We start from the raw sequence: 19,634 nt of genomic DNA on the forward strand, positions 1-19,634 counted from the left end.
ACCGGCCGCACAGCAACAGAAAAACGGCCGTCCGTCCATTCGTCAGCTTCAGCACAAGGAGTGCGTGTGACAGCCAGAACGGCGCTCATCACCGGAATCACCGGCCAGGACGGCTCCTATCTCGCCGAGTTGCTCCTGGACAAGGGCTACACCGTCCACGGGATCATCCGGCGTGCTTCCACGTTCACCACCAGCCGTATCGATCACCTCTACCAGGACCCGCACGATCCCGAAACCCGGCTGTTCCTGCACTACGGCGATCTGACGGATGCCAGCAGGGTCGCCGGTCTCCTCGAACGCGTACGTCCGGACGAGGTGTACAACCTCGCCGCCCAGTCGCATGTGCGCGTCTCCTTCGACGAGCCCTTGTTCACCGGGGACACGACGGCACTGGGCACCACACGGCTGCTCGAGGCCATCCGGACCACGGGCCTGCCCTGCCGCTTCTACCAGGCGTCGAGCTCCGAGATGTTCGGTGCGTCGCCCCCGCCGCAGCACGAGACGACGCCTTTCCACCCTCGCTCCCCGTACGGAGTGGCCAAGGTCTACGCGTACTGGATCACCCGCAACTACCGTGAGGCGTACGGGCTCTACGCGGCCAACGGCATCCTCTTCAACCACGAGTCACCGCGCCGGGGTCCCACGTTCGTCACTCGCAAGGTGGCCATGGCGGCGGCTCGGATCAAGGCGGGCCTCCAGGACGCGCTGTACCTCGGCAACCTTGAGGCGCGCCGCGACTGGGGCTACGCGGCGGAGTACGTCGAGGCCATGTGGCTGATGCTGCAGCAGGACGCCCCGGACGACTACGTCGTCGCCACGGGCACCAGCTACAGCGTTCAGGATTTCGTCGAGCACTGCTTCGCCCATGTGGGCCTCGACTGGCGCGACCACGTGCGCTTCGACGAGAGATACCTGCGCCCCGCCGAGGTAGACGACCTGGTCGGTGACGCGTCGAAGGCGGCACGGATCCTCGGCTGGCGGCCGACTGTGCGCACGCCCGAGCTGGCGGGCCTGATGGTCGATGCGGAACTCGAGACCCTCCCCGGGAAGGGAGGAGGAGGCAGCGTGCCTGCCGTCCCTCTGCCTGCTCACCCGCTCGCCCGGCTCTGACCCGTTCCGGTGGCTGGACATGCCACCCGTCCCACAGAGGTTGTCCACGTGATCAAACTGATCAAGTCCAGCTTCCATCGTGAAGCCGAGACCAAGCGTGCCGTGGCCGAGTTCGTCCTGAGCCAGGACGTCCTCAGCATGAGCGAGCAGTGCCGGGCGTTCGAGACGGCTTTCGCCGAGAAGCAGGAGCGGACGTACGCGGTCTTCGTCGCCAACGGAAGCGTGGCCAATCTGCTCCTGATCCAGGCCCTGCTGAACCAGGGCAGGCTTCGACGTGGCGGGCGTGTCGGCTTCTGCGCACTGACCTGGCCGACCAACGTCATGCCCCTGATCCAGCTGGGTCTGGAGCCGGTCGCGATCGACTGCGAGCTGGACACGCTGAACGTCTCGCCCGAGGCCTTTGACGCACACATCGCCGGCTGCCAGGCGCTGTTCCTGACCAACGTCCTGGGGTTCTGCGACGATCTTCCGGCGCTGCGGCGCATGTGTGATGACCGCGGTGTCCTCCTGATCGAGGACAACTGCGAGGCTCTGGGATCGAGAACGAACCACACCCTGCTCGGCAACTTCGGTGTCGCCTCGACGTTCTCGTTCTTCGTCGGTCACCACCTGTCGACCATCGAGGGCGGCATGGTGTGCACCGACGACGAGGAGCTGTACGAACAGCTGGTCATCTCCCGCGCCCACGGCTGGGACCGTAACCTGCCCCCGGCCACGCGGGAGAGGCTGCGTGCCGAGGCCCGCGTGGACGACTTCCAGGCCAAGTACACCTTCTACGACCTGGCGTCGAACTTCCGGCCCACAGAGATCAACGGCTTCATCGGGAACCAGCAGATCCGGTACTGGGACGAGATCGTCGGCGCGCGGGTGGCCAACTTCGAGCGCTTCCAGCGGGCCATGGCCGGCAATGCGGATGTACTCCACTACGACCTCAGCCATATGGACACCGTGTCGAACTTCGCCATGCCGGTCGTCTGCAGGACCCCCGAGCTGGCCCGGAAGTACCGCTCCGAGTTCGAGGCGGCCGGGGTGGAGATCCGCCCTGTCATCGCGGGTGACATCACGCGACAGCCCTTCTATCGCAAGTACGTCCAGGACACGGCCGAACGGCCGAACGCGCGACTCGTCCACACCAACGGCTTCTACTTCGGCAACAACCCCGAGATGAACGAGGAAGAGCTGACGACCCTGTGTGACTTGCTCGCCGGCTGACGAGAGAAAAAGTACGGAGTAAGGGGCAAGCGGGATGAACCGGCAAGCGAAGATCTATGTCGCCGGGCACACCGGGATGGTGGGCCAGGCGATCGTGCGGCGACTGCGCTCCGAAGGCTACGAGAACCTGGTTCTGGCCACGCGGGCCGAACTCGATCTCACCGACCAACGTTCCGTGCGGGACTTCGTCATGACCGAGCGGCCCCAGTACGTCGTCGACAGTGCCGCGCGGGTGGGCGGCATCAAGGCGAACATGAGCCATCCCGCGGACTTCCTGTACGAGAACCTCCAGATCCAGAACAACCTGATCTGGTCGGCCAAGGACGCGGCCGTGCAGACTTTTCTCTTCCTCGGCAGCTCCTGTATCTACCCCCGCGCCTGTCCCCAGCCCATGAAGGAGGAGTACCTCATGACGGGCAGGCCGGAACCCACCAACGAGGCCTACGCCTACGCGAAGATCGCAGGGATGAAGCTGTGCGAGTACATCCACGCCGAGTTCGGGATGAACTTCATTTCCTGTATGCCGACAAACATCTACGGCGAGAACGACAACTTCGATCCCGAGACCTCTCATGTGATCCCGTCTCTTCTCAGCAGGATCCATCAGGCAAAGGCGACGGGCTGTTCCGAGGTGACGATCTGGGGTACTGGATCGAGCCGGCGCGAGTTCCTGTATGTGGACGACTTGGCCGATGCCGTGGTGTGGCTGCTGTTCAACTACACGAAGAAGGAGTTCCTGAACGTCGGAACTGGTGAGGACGTCTCGATCCTGGAGTTGGCCGAGCACATCGGCAAAGTGGTCGGCTACGAAGGACAATTCGTGTTCGACCACACAAAGCCGGACGGGATGCCGAGAAAGCTACTGGATGTCACCAGGTTGCACGAGCTCGGCTGGAGCCACCGCATCGGGCTCGACGAAGGACTCAGGCGGACGTACGACTGGTACCTGACCCATCTGGTCCCCTCTTCATGACGGATGCCGCTGAACCCGTTTCATCCTGAGCGCCAGACGATCTCGACGGCGTGAACGGCGACGGCTGCACGACCGGTTCGGTTGGTGCTGCAGCGAGCTTTCGGCCCCACCAAGGCCGCGCAGCTGACCCGCGCCCAGCTCCGAGCCGCACTCAAACGCGCCGACCGGGCTCACCAGCCACTGCTCGTCGAGGACGCACTCGGCAAGCAGATGCTCGCTCTTGTCCTGGCTGAGATCGGGGGCGACCGCACCCGTATCGAGCATGGCTCGATACGGGGCCAACAGGGCTCCTGTGTCGAGACGCCGGTGAATGAGATCACCAGCGAAACGGCCAGGAGCCCTGCCACGTGACGAACCCGGACCACCAGCCGCCGGCACCCGCGAACCGCAGGATGAGGAGCGTTCACTCGCTCAGGCTGACCGCGCTTCCCGAACGTCCCGTGATGAGCGCCGTACCCCAGCCACACACGAAGGAAATGTCCTGCATGCCCAGCACACAGTCCACAGACCGGCCGCACACCGTACCGAAAAGGACCCGGCAAAGCGCACGACTGAGTTTGCCCGCTCTCCGAATCAGTCGACGGGACATCGGCATGTCACTGATCTCGGCCTCCACCACGGCCGAGGTCCGGCCCCCGTGGAAGGCACGGCGTACAACCCCCGACAACGTCATCCTGTCCTGGTCGGGGGTTTCGAAGACAAGTGCGGTGCGGGTGAAGAACATCCGTGCTCCGCGCTGGGTCATTTCATGGAAGAAGACGGAGTCCTCGCCGCCCGTCCTGTCGAACGCGGAGTTGAAACGCAGACCCGTGCGACAGACCGTGGACATTCGGACGAGTGTGTTTCCGGATTGGGCGGGCCCTTCCAGCGGCCCGTCATCCTGGGTCCTCACCTGGCGAATCAGCCGCCCCTCGTCGAGCCATCGGGGTGCCCCCTGAGGCAGACGGATCACGACAGGACCCACGACGACGTCGGCGTCGTTGTTCTCGGCACTGGCGACCAGGGCGCCGAGCCATTCCGGAACCGGCCGCTCGTCGTCGTCGATGAAAACCAGCGCATCGTACTGCCAGGCGGCGTCGATTGCCGCGTTGCGGACCTGGGAGTAACCACGCTTCTCGACGCGCCGGTACTCGACGCCGCAGGCGGCCGCGGCCTCACGGGCCGACTTCGACCCGGCCGCCGAGTTGTCCAGGATCAGGATCGACACCGTGCGCGTTCCACCGCTCTCGGTGACTCGAGCCTGCTGAACGAGGTCGTCGAGCAAAGGACGCAGCGGGCGCGCACCTGTGGTCGGCACCGCGATGAGAATGGTCTTCAGCATGCTGGGCATAGGAGGCGATTGCCTGTCTGTGTTCCGGAAGAGCGGAGTAGTGGTCGCGCTCACATCCGGTCGGAGTAGCGGAATTATTCCCGCGGTCGGACGGAGAGCCTAGCTGTGACAACTCCGGACGTGGCGCGCGGACCTTTCACGGCCGCAGGAATCTCACTCGTCCGGGGCACGCCAGCCGATGCATCACAAGAGTCCGATTGCCCGCAGTCTCTCCCGGGCGGTACGAATTCGTGCGCTCCAATCACCCACCTCACGCAGTCGTTTCAGCGCCCGGTCGACGACCGGCTGCCAGCTGCCGGGTGAGGCCAGGATGTCCAGCACCTGTTGAGCCGGGTTGTTCCAATCGACCTCGACGACAGGATTGAAACCCATGAGGGCCACCAATTCCGAAGGTGCGTGCCCGAGCACAAGACACCCTGACGCCATGCTTTCGAGATATCGCTGAGTCATCGTCTCCACGTTGCCGGAGCGCTGTGGATGCGTGAGCGAGGACGGGAAGCAGACCGAGATCACCGCATCCGACAGGCCGCGCCGCAGAGCGTGTTCATCCGGATACACGAGTCGGCCCGGCTCGTTCTCGTACAGGTGGGGAAGGGGAGAATGCAGCCGCACGGCCTCAGTGATTGTCTCGTGCCAATCCGCGTGCCGACGTCCGAGCTCCAGGATGCCGACCCTCCTCGCATCCAGGCAGGTGCCGGAATCGTGCCGAGCGACCCGTGTCGCCTCGGGGAGATGGATGACCTGGGACTGAGGCAACGCCTCAGCGAGGAATCGTGCCGACTGGAGGGCCGTGACGAAAACGGCCGGGGGCCGTAGGGGCCGCAGCCGACGGGCCCACAACTCCCAGGTCGGCTCCCACACGTCCCAGCAGTACGGGACGACATCTCCCGCGAGGCCGGCCGCGTAGAGCTGGCCGAACCGTGCTCCCATCATGGGGACGATGACCGGTCCTTTACGGCGGCGCTGCCGATGGGGGAGGGAGAGGTGGGATCTGGCGAGAGCCCGACCGATCAAAGGCGGGGTCCTGACCTCCACGCCGTGGGCGCCCTGTCCGATGAATTCGGCGACCAGATCCCTCACCGCATAGTGCGAGGGATGTTCCTCATGCAGCGGGACCGCCACACGCAGTTCAGTGGTGGGGCGATCACGGGATCCAACGGCAGTCGTTGCCCCTCCGCGGTCTCCTCGCAGCGAAACGATCACGTGTCCGAATTCCCTTTGTTTTTCCGGCAGGCGACGAATATACATCGATTTCCGGTGATGCTGCCGTAGCATGCTGACACACTTCGCCAGGAAGGGACGTCCGCACGTGGTTCTCCACGCTCAGACTTCAGTAGGGCCGGCCGCGTCGTGAACGAAGGGAAGTCGCCCGGCGAAGCCCGGGAAGAAGTATCGGTCCGGTCGCCTTTTCGGACAGGACCTCCACCGCAGCGAGCACAGTCGGCACAGGAGCGGATCGAACCTCAGCAAAGCGTCCTCGCCCCCCATCTGCGGGCCGCCGGACGTTCACTCGGGGTCAAAGCCGTGAGTCTTCCCGTTACCGCGGTTTCCACCCTTGTTGCGACACGGATCGTGGTTGATGCCCTGGGTCCGACCGGCTTCGCCTTCTTCGCGCTCGTCACAACGCTTCCGCTGCTGTTGCCGCTCAATGATCTCGGTACCGGTGCGGCCATTGTGGAAGCGATGGGAAAGAGAAGTGCCGACGACCATCGGGACCTGCACGGAACGATTATCACAAGTGCGCGCCTGCTCAGTTGCGCGGGCATCCTGAGTGCCCTTGTCGGTATCGTTCCTGCGTGTTTTGGCGTGTGGAGCACCGTGCTCAATTCTGGGGCACAGCGATCTGGTGAGGTTTCGGTCGCCGTCGCCTTCACGCTCTTCGGGTGCAGCCTGCCGCTGAACCTGGGAAATTCCGTGTTGATCGCGATGAACCGAACCCATACCGCCCTGCTGTTCCAAATGCTGGGCAGTGTCCTCACCTTGGGGTTCATCGTGGTGTCGGGGGCCGTGCACGCGCCGTCCGCGGCCTTCATCGTGTCGGGCTTCGCCGCGCAGTGTCTGGTGGGCGCAGCCTGCCTGCTGTGGGCCGGGCGCATTCTCGGTCTGCCGCTGCTCGGGATGGTTCTGGGAAGCCTCGACACCCGGCACACTCCCACACGCATCTGGCACCTCGCCGGGCCCATGGCCGTCATCAACGCCGCTTTGGCCGTGGCCTATTCGACCGATCGGCTGGTCCTCGTCCATACCGCCGATTCCGATGCCGTCGCCGCGTACTCGGCCGGTGCGCGTCTGTTCGCACCCGCTGTAGCTCTGGCCAGCGCCACCGGTCTGCCCCTGTGGACCATCTTCGCCCGGCAACGCGGCACCTCGGGTCGGCCGCACGCACGTCATGTTGCGCGCCTGACCCTGTACTTCGCGGTCGGAGGCGCGATCCTCGGCGCGGGGCTGATCTTCTTCGGTCCGGCGGTCGCTTCCTGGATGTTGCACGGAAAGGTTGAAGTCGGGACGGGACTCATGGCTGCCTTCGCGGCCCTGCTGTTGGTCCAGTCCGCTTCCTATCCGGCCAGCATGTGGCTGACCGACGCCGCCGGTCTGAAGTACCAAGCGCAAAGAGCCGGAGTGATGGCGTTGGTGAACCTAGCCCTCTCGATCGTCCTGGCGCGTCATCTCGGTGCGAGCGGACCCGTCATCGGATCGGTCGTCGCCGTCATGACCTGTCTCTTCCTCCCCAACCTCCGGAGGTCCATGTCCCATGCTTGACACGAAGATGTCCTCCCGGACAAGCACGGGGAAAAGCCGCATCATTGTGCAAGAGCTGCCCGTCAGGCAGCCGCAGCCAGCGCGCTCGTCGCGGGGACAGGGCGGCCGTCTGGTTGTGACTGCGGCTGTCGGCCTGGGCAATGCATGGGGACCTTATACGCAGTCGGGTCTCACCATCGGGCACGTTGTCGTACTGATGATCACGCCTGTGGTCCTCGCCACTGCATGGCGTTGGAAGATGGCGCGTTGGAACCTTCTCCTCTTGCTTGTGTGGCTGCTCGGGGCCGCCCTGACCGAAGTTGTGGTGGACGACTCGATTCATGACACGGCCCTGGTCCTGTCCCGTCCGCTTGCCGTTCTTGTGAGTTTCTGCGGTGGGATGTGGGCCCTCCAGGGTCGGCCGGCTGTTGTTCGCGTGTACGTCGTGTCATTCGTTGCGGGACTGACATGCAATATCGCGATTTTCTTCCGGAGTAATCCGAGTATCGACGCATGGAAGTACGGATACGGGCCGGTGGTCAGCCTGGCGGCTATTCTTGTCGCATCCGCGCTACTTTCCCGGCGGATGCGTGTCAGTGCAGCCGTCGTGGTGATCGCGGTGGCCCTTGTCAGCCTCTTTTTGGGGTTCCGCTCGGAGTTTATGATCGTTTGCTCGGCGGGTGCCGTGGCAGTGCTCGCCGGGCGTCGTGAAGCAAGGCTCAGTTGGAAAAGAGCCTTCTTCATCCCGGTCGGCTTGATCCTGTTTGCCAGCTCTGTCCCGACCCTTTATGGCTACCTGGCCTCCGAGGGAGCTCTAGGGGCGGAGCAGCAGTACAGATGGGAGGGCCAGAGCGAGGTGGAGGGCGGGGTACTGGTGGGGGCCCGTCCGGAAATCCTGGCGTCCTATGTAATCATCAAGGAGTCCCCGTTCATCGGCAGGGGACTGACACCTCAGGTGAGCCGCGAGACCCGGAGTGATTTTCTGGGGAAACTGCGGGCCGGCGATGTCGATTTCAACGAGCGTCGAGAGAACTACTATTTCGGCAGAGGGCTTTTCCTCCACTCGATTCTGTTTCAACTCTGGGCGGAGAACGGCATCGCGGTGCTTCCTGGAGTTCTGCTTCCCGTGCTGCTTGTTCTGCTGTCCCTCGTCATTGCGATCAAAAATGGATCCGGGCCGTATGCTCTGCTCTTCGCATTCCTTTTTGCGCAACTGGGCTGGGACCTCGTTTTCTCTCCATGGATGAGGCTCGAGGGTCTCTATCTCGGCACCGCTGCGGCGGCCGCCCTGATTTTTCGTGGGACTTCTGGTCGGGCCCGCGAATCCCGTATGCCGTGACAAGCCAGGAGGCCAAGATGATGCGCGTCGGAATGGTGGTACCCACGCTCGGCGATCGTCCCGAACTGCTGATGGAGTGTCTGAATTCGCTGACCGAGCAGGCATATAGCAGGCTTCGCCTGGTTGTCGTGTCGTCTCCCGCTGCGCTGACTGCGGTGGGGCAAACCACTTCTCCCCGCACCACTGTGCTCCCGCAGAGCGGCTCCGGCATTGTGGATGCAGTCATGACGGGCTGGAAATACTTCGGTGACGGCGTGGACGTCATGGGTTGGCTGGGCGACGACGATCGGCTGACCCCGGGGTCGATCACCCAAGCGCTACGTGCCCTTGAGCGCCGACCCGACGCCGCGATGGCATACGGTCAGGTGCGCTACATCGATGGCGATGGAAAAGCCTTCAAAATGATGCGCCCTGGACGGGTGGGTTCACTGATGTTGCGCTTGGGGTACAACATGGTGTATCAGCCCGGTTGCCTTTACCGACGTACCGCGGTGGAGGCAATCGGAGGACTGGACAACAGCTTTCGTCTTGCCTTCGATGTCGATTTCCATCGAAGGCTCGCGGCCTTCGGAGGGCTGCGCTATGTCGCCTCGGTCCTCGGTGAAATCCGCTATCACCCCGATTCATTGACGGTCCGTAGGCACTCCGAGTCACGGAGCGAAGCCGAACTCGCGCTCAGTCGGCAGATGCCGGACTGGCTACGCCGGACGAGACCGGTCTGGCGGCCGGCAACCGACGTTCTCCACCGCGCGGCGGCGAAGGTCGCGGGTCGGTGAGCCCCGGTAACGCCATTTTCAGGGGCAGCGTCCCTCCATCTCGAGCATGTGCACGACACCATCCGCGAAACTGGTGCTGAACCGCTCCAAGGTGTAATAGCCGGCGTCGGCCTCGCATCCCTTCTTCAGACGTGCCAACAGGGTGGGATCGCAGAGTGCATCCGCTACCGTCTGGGCAAAGGATTCCACGTCGTCCGGTGCGATCAAACAGTTTCGCCTGTTTTCCAGATACTCGAACTCCGGACCGTGGTCGGGCCGAGGAACGGTCACTACGGGAGTCTGCAAAGCGAATGACACGACCGCGCACAGTCCTACGGCTCCCGGCGCCAGCATCAGATCAGCTGCCTGCCCGAGCAGCGCCCGCCTCTCGTCATCGAACACGTTGCCCAGGTACACTGTTTCCGCCCCCCGAGCATCGGCCTGCTCAACCAGGTGTCGCTCTGTGCCGTCGCCCGCCACCAACAGTCGAAATCCCGGCAGTCGCCGGGCGACCGAAGCCGCCGCCGCGAGAAGAAAACCAGTGCGTTTGATCGTGTCGAGCCCACCGAGATAAACAGCAGTACGGCCGGGGACGAGGCGATGGCGTTCCCGGAACGCTTGCAGGCGATCTTCCGCGACCCTTGTCCGTGCTTCCCTCAGCGCCGAGGTGTCGATGGAGTGATACACCATCGTGATGCGCTCGGCCGGGAACCCCTGGGATACTTCGTGATCCGCTCCTGCCTGGGTGAATGCAAAAAACCAGTGGGCACGACGGGTGAGTGCGCCCGTCGCGACCTTCCGGGCCCAGCCTGCGGTTCTCAGGTGTGTGTACGTGTGCCCCCATAGAGCAATGGCCGGCGTGCGTCGGGGATTAAGTAGCGTCGTATAGAGCTCCACATTGTGGAGCGCCTGTTCCAGTACCAATGCGTCACAATTCCTCGCCAGCTCACCGAGATCGCGGTGGACCAGAGTTCGGGAGCCGATTCGGAATGTCCGCTGTCGCAAGTGAACGGCGGTTTCCAGGGATGCGGTGTCGGCGCGTACTGCTTGATCGCCGTGGGCATCCCCATGGGCCACCACGAGTTCTACTCCGCGATCTGAGAGATCCATGGCAAGGCGCTGAAAGAATGCGGTGCGGTATTGTGAAATGTACGGCTGCACAATGGCGATTCGGCGACGAGGCATTTCTCTCTCCAGGTAAGGCTAGGCACCGCCGACCAGATCATTATTTGTGATTTCTGTATCATCGGTGCCGCGGTCTCGCGGTGTGTCATTCCTCAACGTTCCGAGGAATCAAGGATACTCTCCTGATAAAGAGTGGGTGGGTTAAGAGGAGAGGTGTCATGTCGAAGTCTGGGTTCTTTTCCCAGCAGCTTGTCAGCGCGCCGGTGTGGGGGGATCGGGATGCTCTGCTGCTGAACCTCTGTGCTGGACGTCGCGTCCTCCACGTCGGCTGCGCGGATTCCCCTTTGACCGCCGAGAGGCTGGAGAAAGGATCACTTCTGCACGCCAAGCTCTTGCGGGCGGCATCTGAAGTGCATGGTGTGGACGTCGACCTTGCCGGCGTAGAGCTCCTGCGCGACCGCCTGGGGGGTGAATACTCGGTGGCCGATGTCGCAGATCCGAAGGACAGAGGCGACCTGGTGAAATTCAGGCCTGAAATCGTACTGGCCGGTGATGTCATCGAACACGTGCGGGACGCCGCCTCGTTCCTGCGCGGCATTGTGACCCTGATGCGGGAAGCGGGCGACGGTGTCGAGCTGATCCTCTCGACTCCCAACGGCTTGGCCGCCAAGAATATGATCAACACGTTGGCGGGGCTGGAGATCATCCATCCGGACCATGTCTATGTCTTCACGCCCGCGTCGCTGGCGCGCCTGGTCTCTGACTGCGGGCTGCGCCCGAAACAGTGGTTCTTCTATCACGTCGACTCCGGCAATAGCCCCAGGGCTCGCTCCTACGACGCTGTTTCCCGCATCGCGGCCCACCTGCGGCCGGCCTTTTCCGAGGGGCAGGTTCTGGTCTGCCAGTCCATCCCCGAAGGGGCCTGAGGGGTACGCACCTCCGGAAAGGAATTCTCCTGGTGTTCTCCAGTGTCTGCGTCGTCGGCCTCGGCTACATCGGCCTGCCCACCGCCGCCGCGCTCGCCACGAACGGGATCGACGTCATCGGCGTTGACGTCAACCCGGTCACCGTCGAACTCATCAACAGTGGTCGCGCCCCCTTCGTCGAACCGGATCTGGCGGTGGCCGTCAGCGGCGCCGTAGCCATGGGACGGCTGCGCGTCGCGGCCGCACCCGAGCCCGCGGACGCCTTCGTCATCGCCGTACCCACCCCGCTGGAGGAGGACCGCACGGCGGACCTGTCGTACGTGCGCAGCGCCGCGGCGTCGGTGGCGGCGGTCCTCAAAGCGGGTGACCTCGTCATCCTCGAGTCCACCTCGCCCCCCGGCACCACCGTGGAGCTGTCCCGGTTGCTGGGCAAGCACCGCCCCGACCTGACGTTCCCCCACGAGGGCGGCGACGCGCCCGACGTGTGGGTCGCGCACTGCCCCGAACGCGTCCTGCCGGGGCGGACCATGATCGAGATCGTGACGAACGACCGGGTGATCGGGGGCGTGGGAGAAGGCTGCGCCGAACGGGCACGGACTCTCTACGAGGTGTTCGCCAAGGGGGAGTGCCTGCTCACCGACGCGACGACGGCGGAGATGGCCAAGCTCAGCGAGAACGCCTTCCGTGATGTCAACATCGCCTTCGCCAACGAGCTGTCCATGGTCTGTGACCACCTCGGCATCGACGCCGGCGACGTCATCGCCCTGGCCAACCGCCACCCCCGGGTCGACATCCTGAGTCCGGGGCCGGGCGTCGGTGGCCACTGCATCGCCGTGGACCCCTGGTTCATCGTCGGATCCGCGCCCCGGCAGTCGAGGCTCATCCGGCTCGCCCGCGAGGTCAACGACGACCGGCCCGACTACGTACTCGGCGAGGTGGTCCGGACAGCCGAGAGGTTCAAGGACCCCGTGATCGCGTGTCTCGGACTGGCCTTCAAGGCGAACATCGACGACCTGAGGGAGAGTCCCGCCCTGCACATCGTCACGCAACTGGCCGAGCGCCAGGTCGGCCGGCTGCTGATCGCGGAGCCCCACATCAGGGAACTGCCGCCGTCACTGGCACACACGGGCGTGGCCGAACTCGTCGACACCACCACCGCCGTGCGGGACGCGGACGTCGTCGTGCTGCTCGTGGACCACGACGCCTTCCGCGTGGTCAAGCGGACCGCGCTGCGCGGCAAGGCCGTGTTCGACACCCGCGGCCTCTGGCGCTGACGCGGAGCCGCCCGCGGAGTCCGGCACGCGGCCGAACTCCGCGGGGCGCTCGCACAGTCCCATCCAGTGCCCGATCGCCCGTACGGAACGGTCCGCGGCCCGCCCGTCGCCGTACGGGTTGACGGCCCGCGCCATCGAGGCGTAGGCCTCCCGGTCGTGCAGCAGCCCGCGCACCTGCTTCACGATGTGTTCGCGGTCGGTCCCCACCAGGCGGCTCGTGCCGGCCCTGACGGCCTCCGGGCGCTCCGTGGTGTCCCGCATGACCAGCACCGGCTTGCCCAGGCCCGGTCCCTCCTCCTGGATGCCGCCGCTGTCGGTCAGGATCAGGTGGGACCGGTCCATCAGCCGGGCGAAGGCGCCGTACGCGAGCGGTTCCGTCAGTCGTACGTTTCCGATGCCCTCCACATGGGGCAGGATCGCCGCCCGCACCACCGGATTCGGGTGCAGCGGGAAAACGATGAGCAAGTCGGGCTCGGTACGGGCCAGATCGGCGAGTGCACCGCCGATGGACTCCATTCCGCTCCCCCACGACTCACGGCGATGGGCCGTCACCAGCAGGACCCGGCGGGTGGTGTCGTCGAGGTCGGCCAGTGCCGGGTCCCCGTAGTGCGCCTTCTGCCCGACCGCCCAGTGCAGGGCGTCGACGACCGTGTTCCCGGTGACCACGACGGACGACGGGGCGACGCCGTCCCGGAGCAGGTTGTCCCGGGCGTGCCAGGTAGGTGCCAGATGGAGAGACGCCAACTGGGTTGCCAGCCGGCGGTTGATCTCCTCGGGGAAGGGGGAGTACCGGTCGTCGGTGCGCAGTCCCGCCTCCAGGTGGACCACCGGGACCTGGTTGTAGAAGGCGGCGAGAGCGCCGGCGAACGCGGTCGTCGTGTCCCCCTGGACCAGCACCGCGTCCGGGCGCTCGCGCCGCAGCAGGGGGCACAGCCCGTCGAGGACGCGCATGGTGATGTCGGTGAGGGACTGACGCTCGCTGAGGATGTCCAGGTCATGGTCGGCGCGGATGCCGAACAACGCGTGCACCTGGTCGAGCAGGCCGCGGTGCTGGGCGGTCACCGTCACCGTCGACCGGAACATCCGGGACCGGTTGAGTGCCTCGATGACGGGGGCCATTTTGATGGCCTCCGGTCTTGTTCCGTAGACGACCATCAGTCGATTCACTCGAAGTCTCCTTCTGAGCGGCGCCGGACCGCACCCGGGGCGGGCCGCACCGGTGGCCGAGTTCCCGGAGCGGAATATGCGCTATCCGGCCACCAGCGAACCGGTATTTCGGGACAATTACTGCCATACCGGAAGCGTGTTCACCCATGTGCATGGAGATGTTCGTCCATCTGGTCCGCTCCGCAGGAAAGGCGCACGTCCCGGCGCATCGCCCTCCCTACAGTGCGCCGTGACCCGCGCTTCCCTTCAGTGAAGGCAGGAAATGAAAACAGTCCTTCTGTCCCCGCGTACCGGTGCCGTCACGCTGGGAGAAATTCCCGCCCCCGAAGCAGCCGCCGGGACGGTGTTGATCCGCAACGAATGGTCGCTCATCAGCGCGGGCACGGAACGGGCCACCGTCTCGACCGGCGCGCAGAGCCTGATCGGCAAGGCACGGCAGCGGCCCGAGCAGGTGGCACAGGTGATCGACAGCGTGAAGCGGTCGGGATTCGCTGACACCTACCGGACGGTCCAGGACCGGCTGGACCGCCCAGTGCAGCTCGGATACTCCTGCGCGGGCACGGTCCTGCGGACGGGTGAGGGCGTCGACGACATCCGCCCGGGCATGCGGGTCGCTGCCGCCGGGGCCCGCTACGCCTCACACGCGGAGATCGTCGCCGTGCCCCGCAACCTGGTGGTTCCCGTGCCGGAGGACGTGGACACCCAGTGGGCGGCCTTCGCCACGGTCGGCGCCATCGCGCTGCAGGGCATCCACCAGGCCGAGGCGGTCCCGGGCTCACGGATCGCCGTCATCGGCCTCGGCCTGCTCGGACAGATCACGCTCCAACTGCTGCGCGCCTATGGGTACGACGGGGTGGGCATCGATCCCGACCCTGCCATGGTGGCACTCGCCGAGTCGGCGGGGCTCGCGGCCTTCGCGCGGGAGACGGACTGTCTGCCCGACGTCGTATCCCGGCGCTGGGCGGGGGCCGGCGCGGACGCGGTGCTCATCACCGCCGCCACCGCCAGCTCCGACCCCGTCGAGGTCGCAGGCCACCTTGCCCGTGACCGCGCCACCGTGGTGGTCGTCGGCGACGTGGGCGTCGTACCGCCACGTTCGTCGTACTACCACAAGGAACTGTCGATCCGTTATGCGCGGTCCTACGGCCCGGGGCGGTACGACCACCGCTTCGAAGAGCGCGGCCACCCATACCCGGAGGGCTACGTCCCGTGGACGGAACGGCGCAACCTCGCCGAGGTGCTCCGGCTCCTGGCGACGGGGGCGCTGGACCTCGCCCAGCTCAAGCCGCGGGTCTTCCCCGTAGGGGAGGCGGCCGAGGCCTACGAGGCGCTGAAGCCGTCGTCCGGCGGACGCAGCGTCGCCCTGCTCCTGCGCTACCCCGGGTCCGCGCAGCTCCCGCCCCAGCCGGCCTCGCCGGCGGGCTCCCGCACGTGGACCGCGCCCCGGGGCACGCTGCGGGTCGCGGCGATCGGCGCGGGCAACTTCGCGACGAGAACGCTCTTCCCCGAGCTGAAACGGGAGCCCTGCGTCGCGTTCTCATGGGTCGCCAGCGGACGGGGGCTGTCCGCCGCGCACCAGGGTCGGCGGTGGGGTTTCCGTACCGTCGCGGAGAGCGCCGAGGCAGGCCTCGCCTCGGGCGACGCGGACTGCGTGATGGTCCTCAGCCGCCACGACAGCCACGGCCGCTACGCGGCGCAGGTGCTGCGCGGCGGCGCCGCCCTGTACTGCGAGAAGCCCCTGGGCCTCACGGAGGCCGAACTGGAGGACGTGGCCGACGCGTGGCTGACCTCCGGCGCCCCGGCGATGGCCGGGTTCAACCGGCGGTTCGCCCCAGCAATGCGGGATCTGCGCGCCGCGCTTCCGGCGGGAGCACCTCTCCAGATCGTCTACCGGGTCTTCGCGGGCCGGCTTCCGGCCGAGCACTGGTACTTCGACCCTCGGCAGGGCGGTCGGCTGCTCGGCGAAATGTGTCATTTCATCGATGCCGCAGGCTTCCTGGTCTCCGGGAGGCCGGTCGCGGTGCAGGCCGTCGGCGTGGACGCGACGGACCCGGCCGTTGCGCAGAGCGTCACCCTCCAGCTCACGTACGACGACGGCTCAGCCGCGTCCATCGTGTACGGGGGGCTGACACCGCCCGGTGCCCCCAAGGAACTCCTGGAAGTGGCCACCGACGGTATGGCGGCCAGGATCGAGGACTTCGGCTCGCTTGCCGTGTGGAAAGGTGGCAGGGCGGCCACGACGAAGTACCGTGGCTCGCCGAAGGGGCACGCGGCCGAGATGCGAGCCCTCGTGCGCCTGGTCCGCAACGATCCCCTGGACAAGGAGACCACTGCCACCGCCGACTTCGCATCGGCGCTGCGGAGTTCCCTCGTCGCGTCACGTGCGGCCCGCTCGCTCACGGAGGACCGCGTCATGGAGGTCGCCCCCGCCACACCGGCCCTGGCCAGGGCACTGGAGTGGCCGACGCCCCCTTCCGCCCCAGCAGCCGCGGTACCGAAACCAGGCGGGCAGGCGGATGGTGGTTCCCCTGCGGCCACGGCGGCGATCTGATGTGTGGCTTCGTCGTCCTGCTGAACAGGAGCGCCCCGCACCGGCCGTCGTCCCACCCGGACCTGTGCACGGCACTCGCGCACCGCGGCCCCGACGCGAGCGGACACCTGGATCTCGACGGGGGGAACTGGCATGCGGAGTTGCACTTCCGCCGCCTGGCCATCGTGGACCTGGACCCCAGGAGCGACCAGCCCTTCGGTTCCCCGGAGCGGGGCGTGCTGGTCTACAACGGCGAGATCTACAACGCTCCGCACCTGCGCGAGGTGCTGCGGAAGCGGCACGTGAGGTTCACGACCGCGGGCGACACCGAAGTCCTCTACGAACTGCTGCTGCAGCCGGACGCACCGCGGCTGCTCGACCAGATGGACGGCATGTTCGCCTTCGCCCTCCTCCTGCCCGACGGGGAACTGCGCTACGGGCGTGACCGACTGGGCATCAAACCGCTGTACGAGGCGGTGGACACCATGGGCCGAACAGTCGCGCTCGCCAGTGAGATCGAACCACTGCGGGCCGCCGGACTGGCCGGCGACGCCGACCCGGTCGCGGTGGCGCAGGGAGCCATGTTCCTGTGGACGCCGCCGCCGCGGACCGGCTGGCAGCGAGTGCGGGCCGTGCCGATCGGGACGGTGCTGTCGCGGCGGGCTACGGGATGTGACCCGGCGTCACCGTGGTGGCGAGCTGGTGCCGCTACGCCCCCAGAGGACATCGGTACCGCCGTCCGCGAGTCGGTCGCCCGGCAGGTGCGTGCCGACGTGACGGTGGGACTGTTGCTGAGCGGAGGGCTGGACAGCAGCTGGCTGGGCGTGGAGATGATCAGGGACGGCTTCGCCGGACCCGCACTCGCCGCCCGGCCGCGGAACGCGGCGGCCACCACGGAGCCGTTCGAGGACGACGCCCCCTACGCCGCACGGGTGGCCCGGCGCCTGGGTCTGCCGCTGACGTGGGTCGACCTGGACGTCGACGTACTGCGCCTGATCCCGGAGCTGGTCACCACCATGGAGGTCCCCTTCGGCGACCCGGCCGCCGTCACCCTCATGCAGCTCTCTCGCGCCGCAAGCGGTGAGGCCACCGTGCTGCTGTCGGGGCTCGGGGTCGAGGAGTTGTTCCTCGGTTACGAGCGGTACCAGGCCGTGCTGCTGCTGCAACGGCTCCCCGCGTGGGCGCGGCCCGCCCTCGGCGCCACCACCGTCATCCCCGGCCCCCGGCGCTACCGGGGCCGCGCGGACAAGTTCGGGCGACTGCTCCAACTCGGCCCCCGCGACTGGTCGTGGGCGACGCAGGCGTACTACTCCGGGCGGGAGTGGGCAGCGCTGTCGCCGCTCGTCGGTCTGGACGCGGTCACCGGGCGGCATCGCGCCGTGGCGGGCGCCGTGCTCGACGCGGGCGGGACCGCCCTCGCGGCGCTGGCGGAGTGCGACAGGCGGCTGTTCCTGCCGGGGCTGAACCTGCTGTACGGCGACCGTGCGTCGATGCGTGCGAGCGTGGAACTGAGGGTGCCGTTCCTGGGGGAACCGGTGGTTGCTGCCGCCCTCGGCACCGTCGCGGAGGAACAACTGCGGCTGGGCGACGGCAAGGCGCTCTTCCGCGCCGCCGCGGTGGCGGCGGGTGTACCGGAGTTCGTCGCCCGACGCCCCAAGACGGGGTTCGGGGCGCCGGTACGGTCGCTGCTGCGCGAGCACGGCGGCCGTCTGTGGACCGAGGTCCGGCGCTCCCCGCTGTTCGACGACGTCTTCGACCGGCGGACCGCCGACCGCCTCGTCGCCGAACACGTGCAGGGCAGGCGTGACCGGGGGCTTGCCGTGTTCGGGCTGTTCTGCGCGGCCGTTTGGTGGGAGCGGAACGCGGTGGGAGGGCCGGGGCGGACCGCAGACGTCCTGTCGGGCTACGAGACGGCTCCTGTCCGCTGACTGCTCGGGTCGGAGTGTGGTGGTCCTGGCACTTCTTCCTGACCGCCCGGCAGCACGGCGTGCAGGGCGGTCAGCGCGTCCAGAAGGGGAGCGGCGCTCCACCGGGGCGACTCCCACAGAGCCCTGTTCCTTTGGGAGCCCTTGGCCCACGGGTCGGTGCCCAGGCCGGGGTAGCGGCCCACGACGGCCGTCAGCACGGCGCGGGCGAAGTCGGGCCGGACGAAGCCGCGCTCGGCCGCCCAGGCCGCCATCCGCACCGCCGTGGCGTCGTTGTTCGGGTCCCGTCTGGTCCGACTGCCCGCGAAGTAGCGGGGAAGAGGGCCGTCGAACAGGTTCCGTAGGTAGTGGTCCACCCCCCGTTCGAGAGGGACCCGCACATCCAGGCCGAGCAGCGTAGCGGTCCGTTCGAGGCGAAGCAGTACGTATCCGGTGTGGAAGCCGTCCACCCAGTCCAGTCGCGGACCCCGTCCGTACGGCCACGAGCCGTCGGGGCGCTGACCGTCCAGACTCACCTCGACGGCTCCGCGGGCCCCATCGGCCAGCCGGTCCGCAAGTTCCCCGGGCAGGACACCGGTGAGGGCCAGGCGGGCGGCGAGTGCGGCACCCATGAGGTTGGCGTTGTGGACGAGGGCGCCGCTGGTCGGTGTGTAGGTGAAGAACTCGCCGTTGTGCAGGTGCGTCAGCAGTCCGCGGGCGAGCGACCGCACGGCCTCGTCGCCCAGCGTTCCGGTGTCGAGACAGCCATCCGCGCAGAAGGTCGTGGCCACCAGGTTCGGGACGGAGGCGGGGTAGTACGCCCAACGGGTCTGCACGTCGAACTCGTAGCGCCACAGCCCGGCGTAGCGCCCGGACATCTGCTCGGTGGCCGTCCATCGGCCCAGGCGGAGGGCGCGCTCCCGCCACACGGGGGACGCGGAGAGCCGTGCGCAGGCGCCGGCCGCGGTTCCGGCGGCCGTGGCGGTGCGCAGGGGGCGAATGCCCAGGACCGGTCGCAGGTCGATCCCGCTGCGTTTGACGGTCTGCAGGAGCGCCTGCCGCAGCACGCGGTGCGCGGCCAGCCGTCCCAGCGGGCCGGTCAGCCCGTCGTACGGGTCGGGCCCCGCCCAGCCACGGGCGTCGGCCCACCGGAAGAGCCTGTCCGCCAGGGCGAGCACGTCTGTGGCTCCGGCGCATGGTCGGCGAAGGCCATCCCCCGCAGTGCGGTGGTTCGCTCCGGAGCCTTCCCA

At 66.9% G+C, this 19,634-nt stretch carries 15 protein-coding genes and 1 pseudogene; 11 read left to right on the plus strand and 5 right to left on the minus strand.

Annotated features, from left to right (window positions below):
• Nucleotides 1-66: 66 nt before the first annotated feature.
• The 4 genes from gmd (at nt 67) to ACFYOH_RS36020 (ending at nt 3,646) form a co-directional block, all read left to right on the plus strand.
• Nucleotides 67-1,110: a GDP-mannose 4,6-dehydratase gene (gene gmd, locus ACFYOH_RS36005; protein WP_388634690.1), complete on the plus strand. Its 1,044-nt coding sequence runs from the start codon at nt 67-69 to the stop codon at nt 1,108-1,110.
• A 48-nt stretch (nt 1,111-1,158) separates the two neighbouring features.
• Nucleotides 1,159-2,322 (plus strand): DegT/DnrJ/EryC1/StrS family aminotransferase, encoded by a 1,164-nt coding sequence (locus ACFYOH_RS36010; protein WP_388634692.1) that lies wholly within the window; start codon nt 1,159-1,161, stop codon nt 2,320-2,322.
• 34 nt (nt 2,323-2,356) lie between these two features.
• Nucleotides 2,357-3,295 (plus strand): GDP-L-fucose synthase family protein, encoded by a 939-nt coding sequence (locus ACFYOH_RS36015; RefSeq protein ID WP_388634694.1) that lies wholly within the window; start codon nt 2,357-2,359, stop codon nt 3,293-3,295.
• 84 nt (nt 3,296-3,379) lie between these two features.
• Nucleotides 3,380-3,646 carry a hypothetical protein gene (locus ACFYOH_RS36020; protein ID WP_388634696.1) on the plus strand — a complete coding sequence of 89 codons (267 nt, stop codon included), beginning with the start codon at nt 3,380-3,382 and terminating at the stop codon, nt 3,644-3,646.
• A 52-nt stretch (nt 3,647-3,698) separates the two neighbouring features.
• On the opposite strand, the gene ACFYOH_RS36025 is transcribed toward ACFYOH_RS36020, so the two are convergent.
• Nucleotides 3,699-4,616 carry a glycosyltransferase gene (locus ACFYOH_RS36025; RefSeq protein ID WP_388634698.1) on the minus strand — a complete coding sequence of 306 codons (918 nt, stop codon included), beginning with the start codon at nt 4,614-4,616 and terminating at the stop codon, nt 3,699-3,701.
• Between the two features lie 192 nt (nt 4,617-4,808).
• Nucleotides 4,809-5,900 (minus strand): hypothetical protein, encoded by a 1,092-nt coding sequence (locus ACFYOH_RS36030; RefSeq protein WP_388634700.1) that lies wholly within the window; start codon nt 5,898-5,900, stop codon nt 4,809-4,811.
• 249 nt (nt 5,901-6,149) lie between these two features.
• Between ACFYOH_RS36030 and ACFYOH_RS36035 the strand changes: the two genes are divergently transcribed.
• The 3 genes from ACFYOH_RS36035 to ACFYOH_RS36045 are packed head-to-tail and all read left to right on the plus strand — an operon-like array spanning nt 6,150 to nt 9,479.
• The gene (locus ACFYOH_RS36035) at nt 6,150-7,385 is read left to right on the plus strand and encodes a lipopolysaccharide biosynthesis protein (RefSeq protein ID WP_388634702.1); all 1,236 of its coding nucleotides are present in this window, start codon (nt 6,150-6,152) and stop codon (nt 7,383-7,385) included.
• Nucleotides 7,378-8,703, plus strand: coding sequence for a hypothetical protein (locus tag ACFYOH_RS36040; RefSeq protein ID WP_388634704.1), 1,326 nt, complete (start codon nt 7,378-7,380; stop codon nt 8,701-8,703). Before ACFYOH_RS36035 ends, ACFYOH_RS36040 begins: the two co-directional genes overlap by 8 nt.
• 17 nt (nt 8,704-8,720) lie before the next feature.
• Nucleotides 8,721-9,479: a glycosyltransferase gene (locus ACFYOH_RS36045; RefSeq protein ID WP_388634706.1), complete on the plus strand. Its 759-nt coding sequence runs from the start codon at nt 8,721-8,723 to the stop codon at nt 9,477-9,479.
• Nucleotides 9,480-9,497: 18 nt separating this feature from the next.
• Here ACFYOH_RS36045 and ACFYOH_RS36050 read toward each other — a convergent pair whose 3' ends face one another.
• The gene (locus ACFYOH_RS36050; RefSeq protein ID WP_388634708.1) at nt 9,498-10,643 is read right to left on the minus strand and encodes a glycosyltransferase family 4 protein; all 1,146 of its coding nucleotides are present in this window, start codon (nt 10,641-10,643) and stop codon (nt 9,498-9,500) included.
• A gap of 158 nt (nt 10,644-10,801) precedes the next feature.
• Between ACFYOH_RS36050 and ACFYOH_RS36055 the strand changes: the two genes are divergently transcribed.
• Nucleotides 10,802-11,509: a class I SAM-dependent methyltransferase gene (locus ACFYOH_RS36055; protein WP_388634710.1), complete on the plus strand. Its 708-nt coding sequence runs from the start codon at nt 10,802-10,804 to the stop codon at nt 11,507-11,509.
• 32 nt (nt 11,510-11,541) lie between these two features.
• Nucleotides 11,542-12,720, plus strand: a pseudogene (gene wecC / locus ACFYOH_RS36060) (UDP-N-acetyl-D-mannosamine dehydrogenase); the annotation flags it as partial.
• On the opposite strand, the gene wecB reads toward wecC, so the two are convergent.
• Nucleotides 12,622-13,950 (minus strand): non-hydrolyzing UDP-N-acetylglucosamine 2-epimerase, encoded by a 1,329-nt coding sequence (gene wecB, locus ACFYOH_RS36065; RefSeq protein WP_388634712.1) that lies wholly within the window; start codon nt 13,948-13,950, stop codon nt 12,622-12,624. The pseudogene wecC and the gene wecB overlap by 99 nt on opposite strands.
• Nucleotides 13,951-14,212: 262 nt before the next feature.
• Here wecB and ACFYOH_RS36070 point away from each other — a divergent pair, with 262 nt between their 5' ends.
• The gene (locus tag ACFYOH_RS36070) at nt 14,213-16,501 is read left to right on the plus strand and encodes a bi-domain-containing oxidoreductase (RefSeq protein ID WP_388634714.1); all 2,289 of its coding nucleotides are present in this window, start codon (nt 14,213-14,215) and stop codon (nt 16,499-16,501) included.
• Nucleotides 16,501-18,408, plus strand: coding sequence for an asparagine synthase (glutamine-hydrolyzing) (gene asnB, locus ACFYOH_RS36075; RefSeq protein WP_388634716.1), 1,908 nt, complete (start codon nt 16,501-16,503; stop codon nt 18,406-18,408). Before ACFYOH_RS36070 ends, asnB begins: the two co-directional genes overlap by 1 nt.
• Here the strand turns inward: asnB and ACFYOH_RS36080 are convergent.
• Entirely contained in the window at nt 18,384-19,562 is a 1,179-nt protein-coding gene (locus ACFYOH_RS36080; protein WP_388634718.1) for a hypothetical protein, read from the minus strand. The two genes, asnB and ACFYOH_RS36080, sit on opposite strands and share 25 nt — an antisense overlap.
• Between the last annotated feature and the right edge of the window lie 72 nt (nt 19,563-19,634).

The sequence above is a fragment of the Streptomyces sp. NPDC007856 genome, assembly GCF_042868225.1.
In the GTDB taxonomy this organism is placed as follows: domain Bacteria; phylum Actinomycetota; class Actinomycetes; order Streptomycetales; family Streptomycetaceae; genus Streptomyces.

Coding starts and splice junctions, on each gene's coding strand:
- ACFYOH_RS36070 (WP_388634714.1), top strand. CDS start 14,213: ATGAAAACAGTCCTTCTGTCCCCGCGTACCGGTGCCGTCACGCTGGGA.
- ACFYOH_RS36040 (WP_388634704.1), top strand. CDS start 7,378: ATGCTTGACACGAAGATGTCCTCCCGGACAAGCACGGGGAAAAGCCGC.
- ACFYOH_RS36025 (WP_388634698.1), bottom strand. CDS start 4,616: ATGCTGAAGACCATTCTCATCGCGGTGCCGACCACAGGTGCGCGCCCG.
- ACFYOH_RS36015 (WP_388634694.1), top strand. CDS start 2,357: ATGAACCGGCAAGCGAAGATCTATGTCGCCGGGCACACCGGGATGGTG.
- ACFYOH_RS36030 (WP_388634700.1), bottom strand. CDS start 5,900: ATGCTACGGCAGCATCACCGGAAATCGATGTATATTCGTCGCCTGCCG.
- ACFYOH_RS36045 (WP_388634706.1), top strand. CDS start 8,721: ATGATGCGCGTCGGAATGGTGGTACCCACGCTCGGCGATCGTCCCGAA.
- asnB (WP_388634716.1), top strand. CDS start 16,501: ATGTGTGGCTTCGTCGTCCTGCTGAACAGGAGCGCCCCGCACCGGCCG.
- ACFYOH_RS36050 (WP_388634708.1), bottom strand. CDS start 10,643: ATGCCTCGTCGCCGAATCGCCATTGTGCAGCCGTACATTTCACAATAC.
- ACFYOH_RS36055 (WP_388634710.1), top strand. CDS start 10,802: ATGTCGAAGTCTGGGTTCTTTTCCCAGCAGCTTGTCAGCGCGCCGGTG.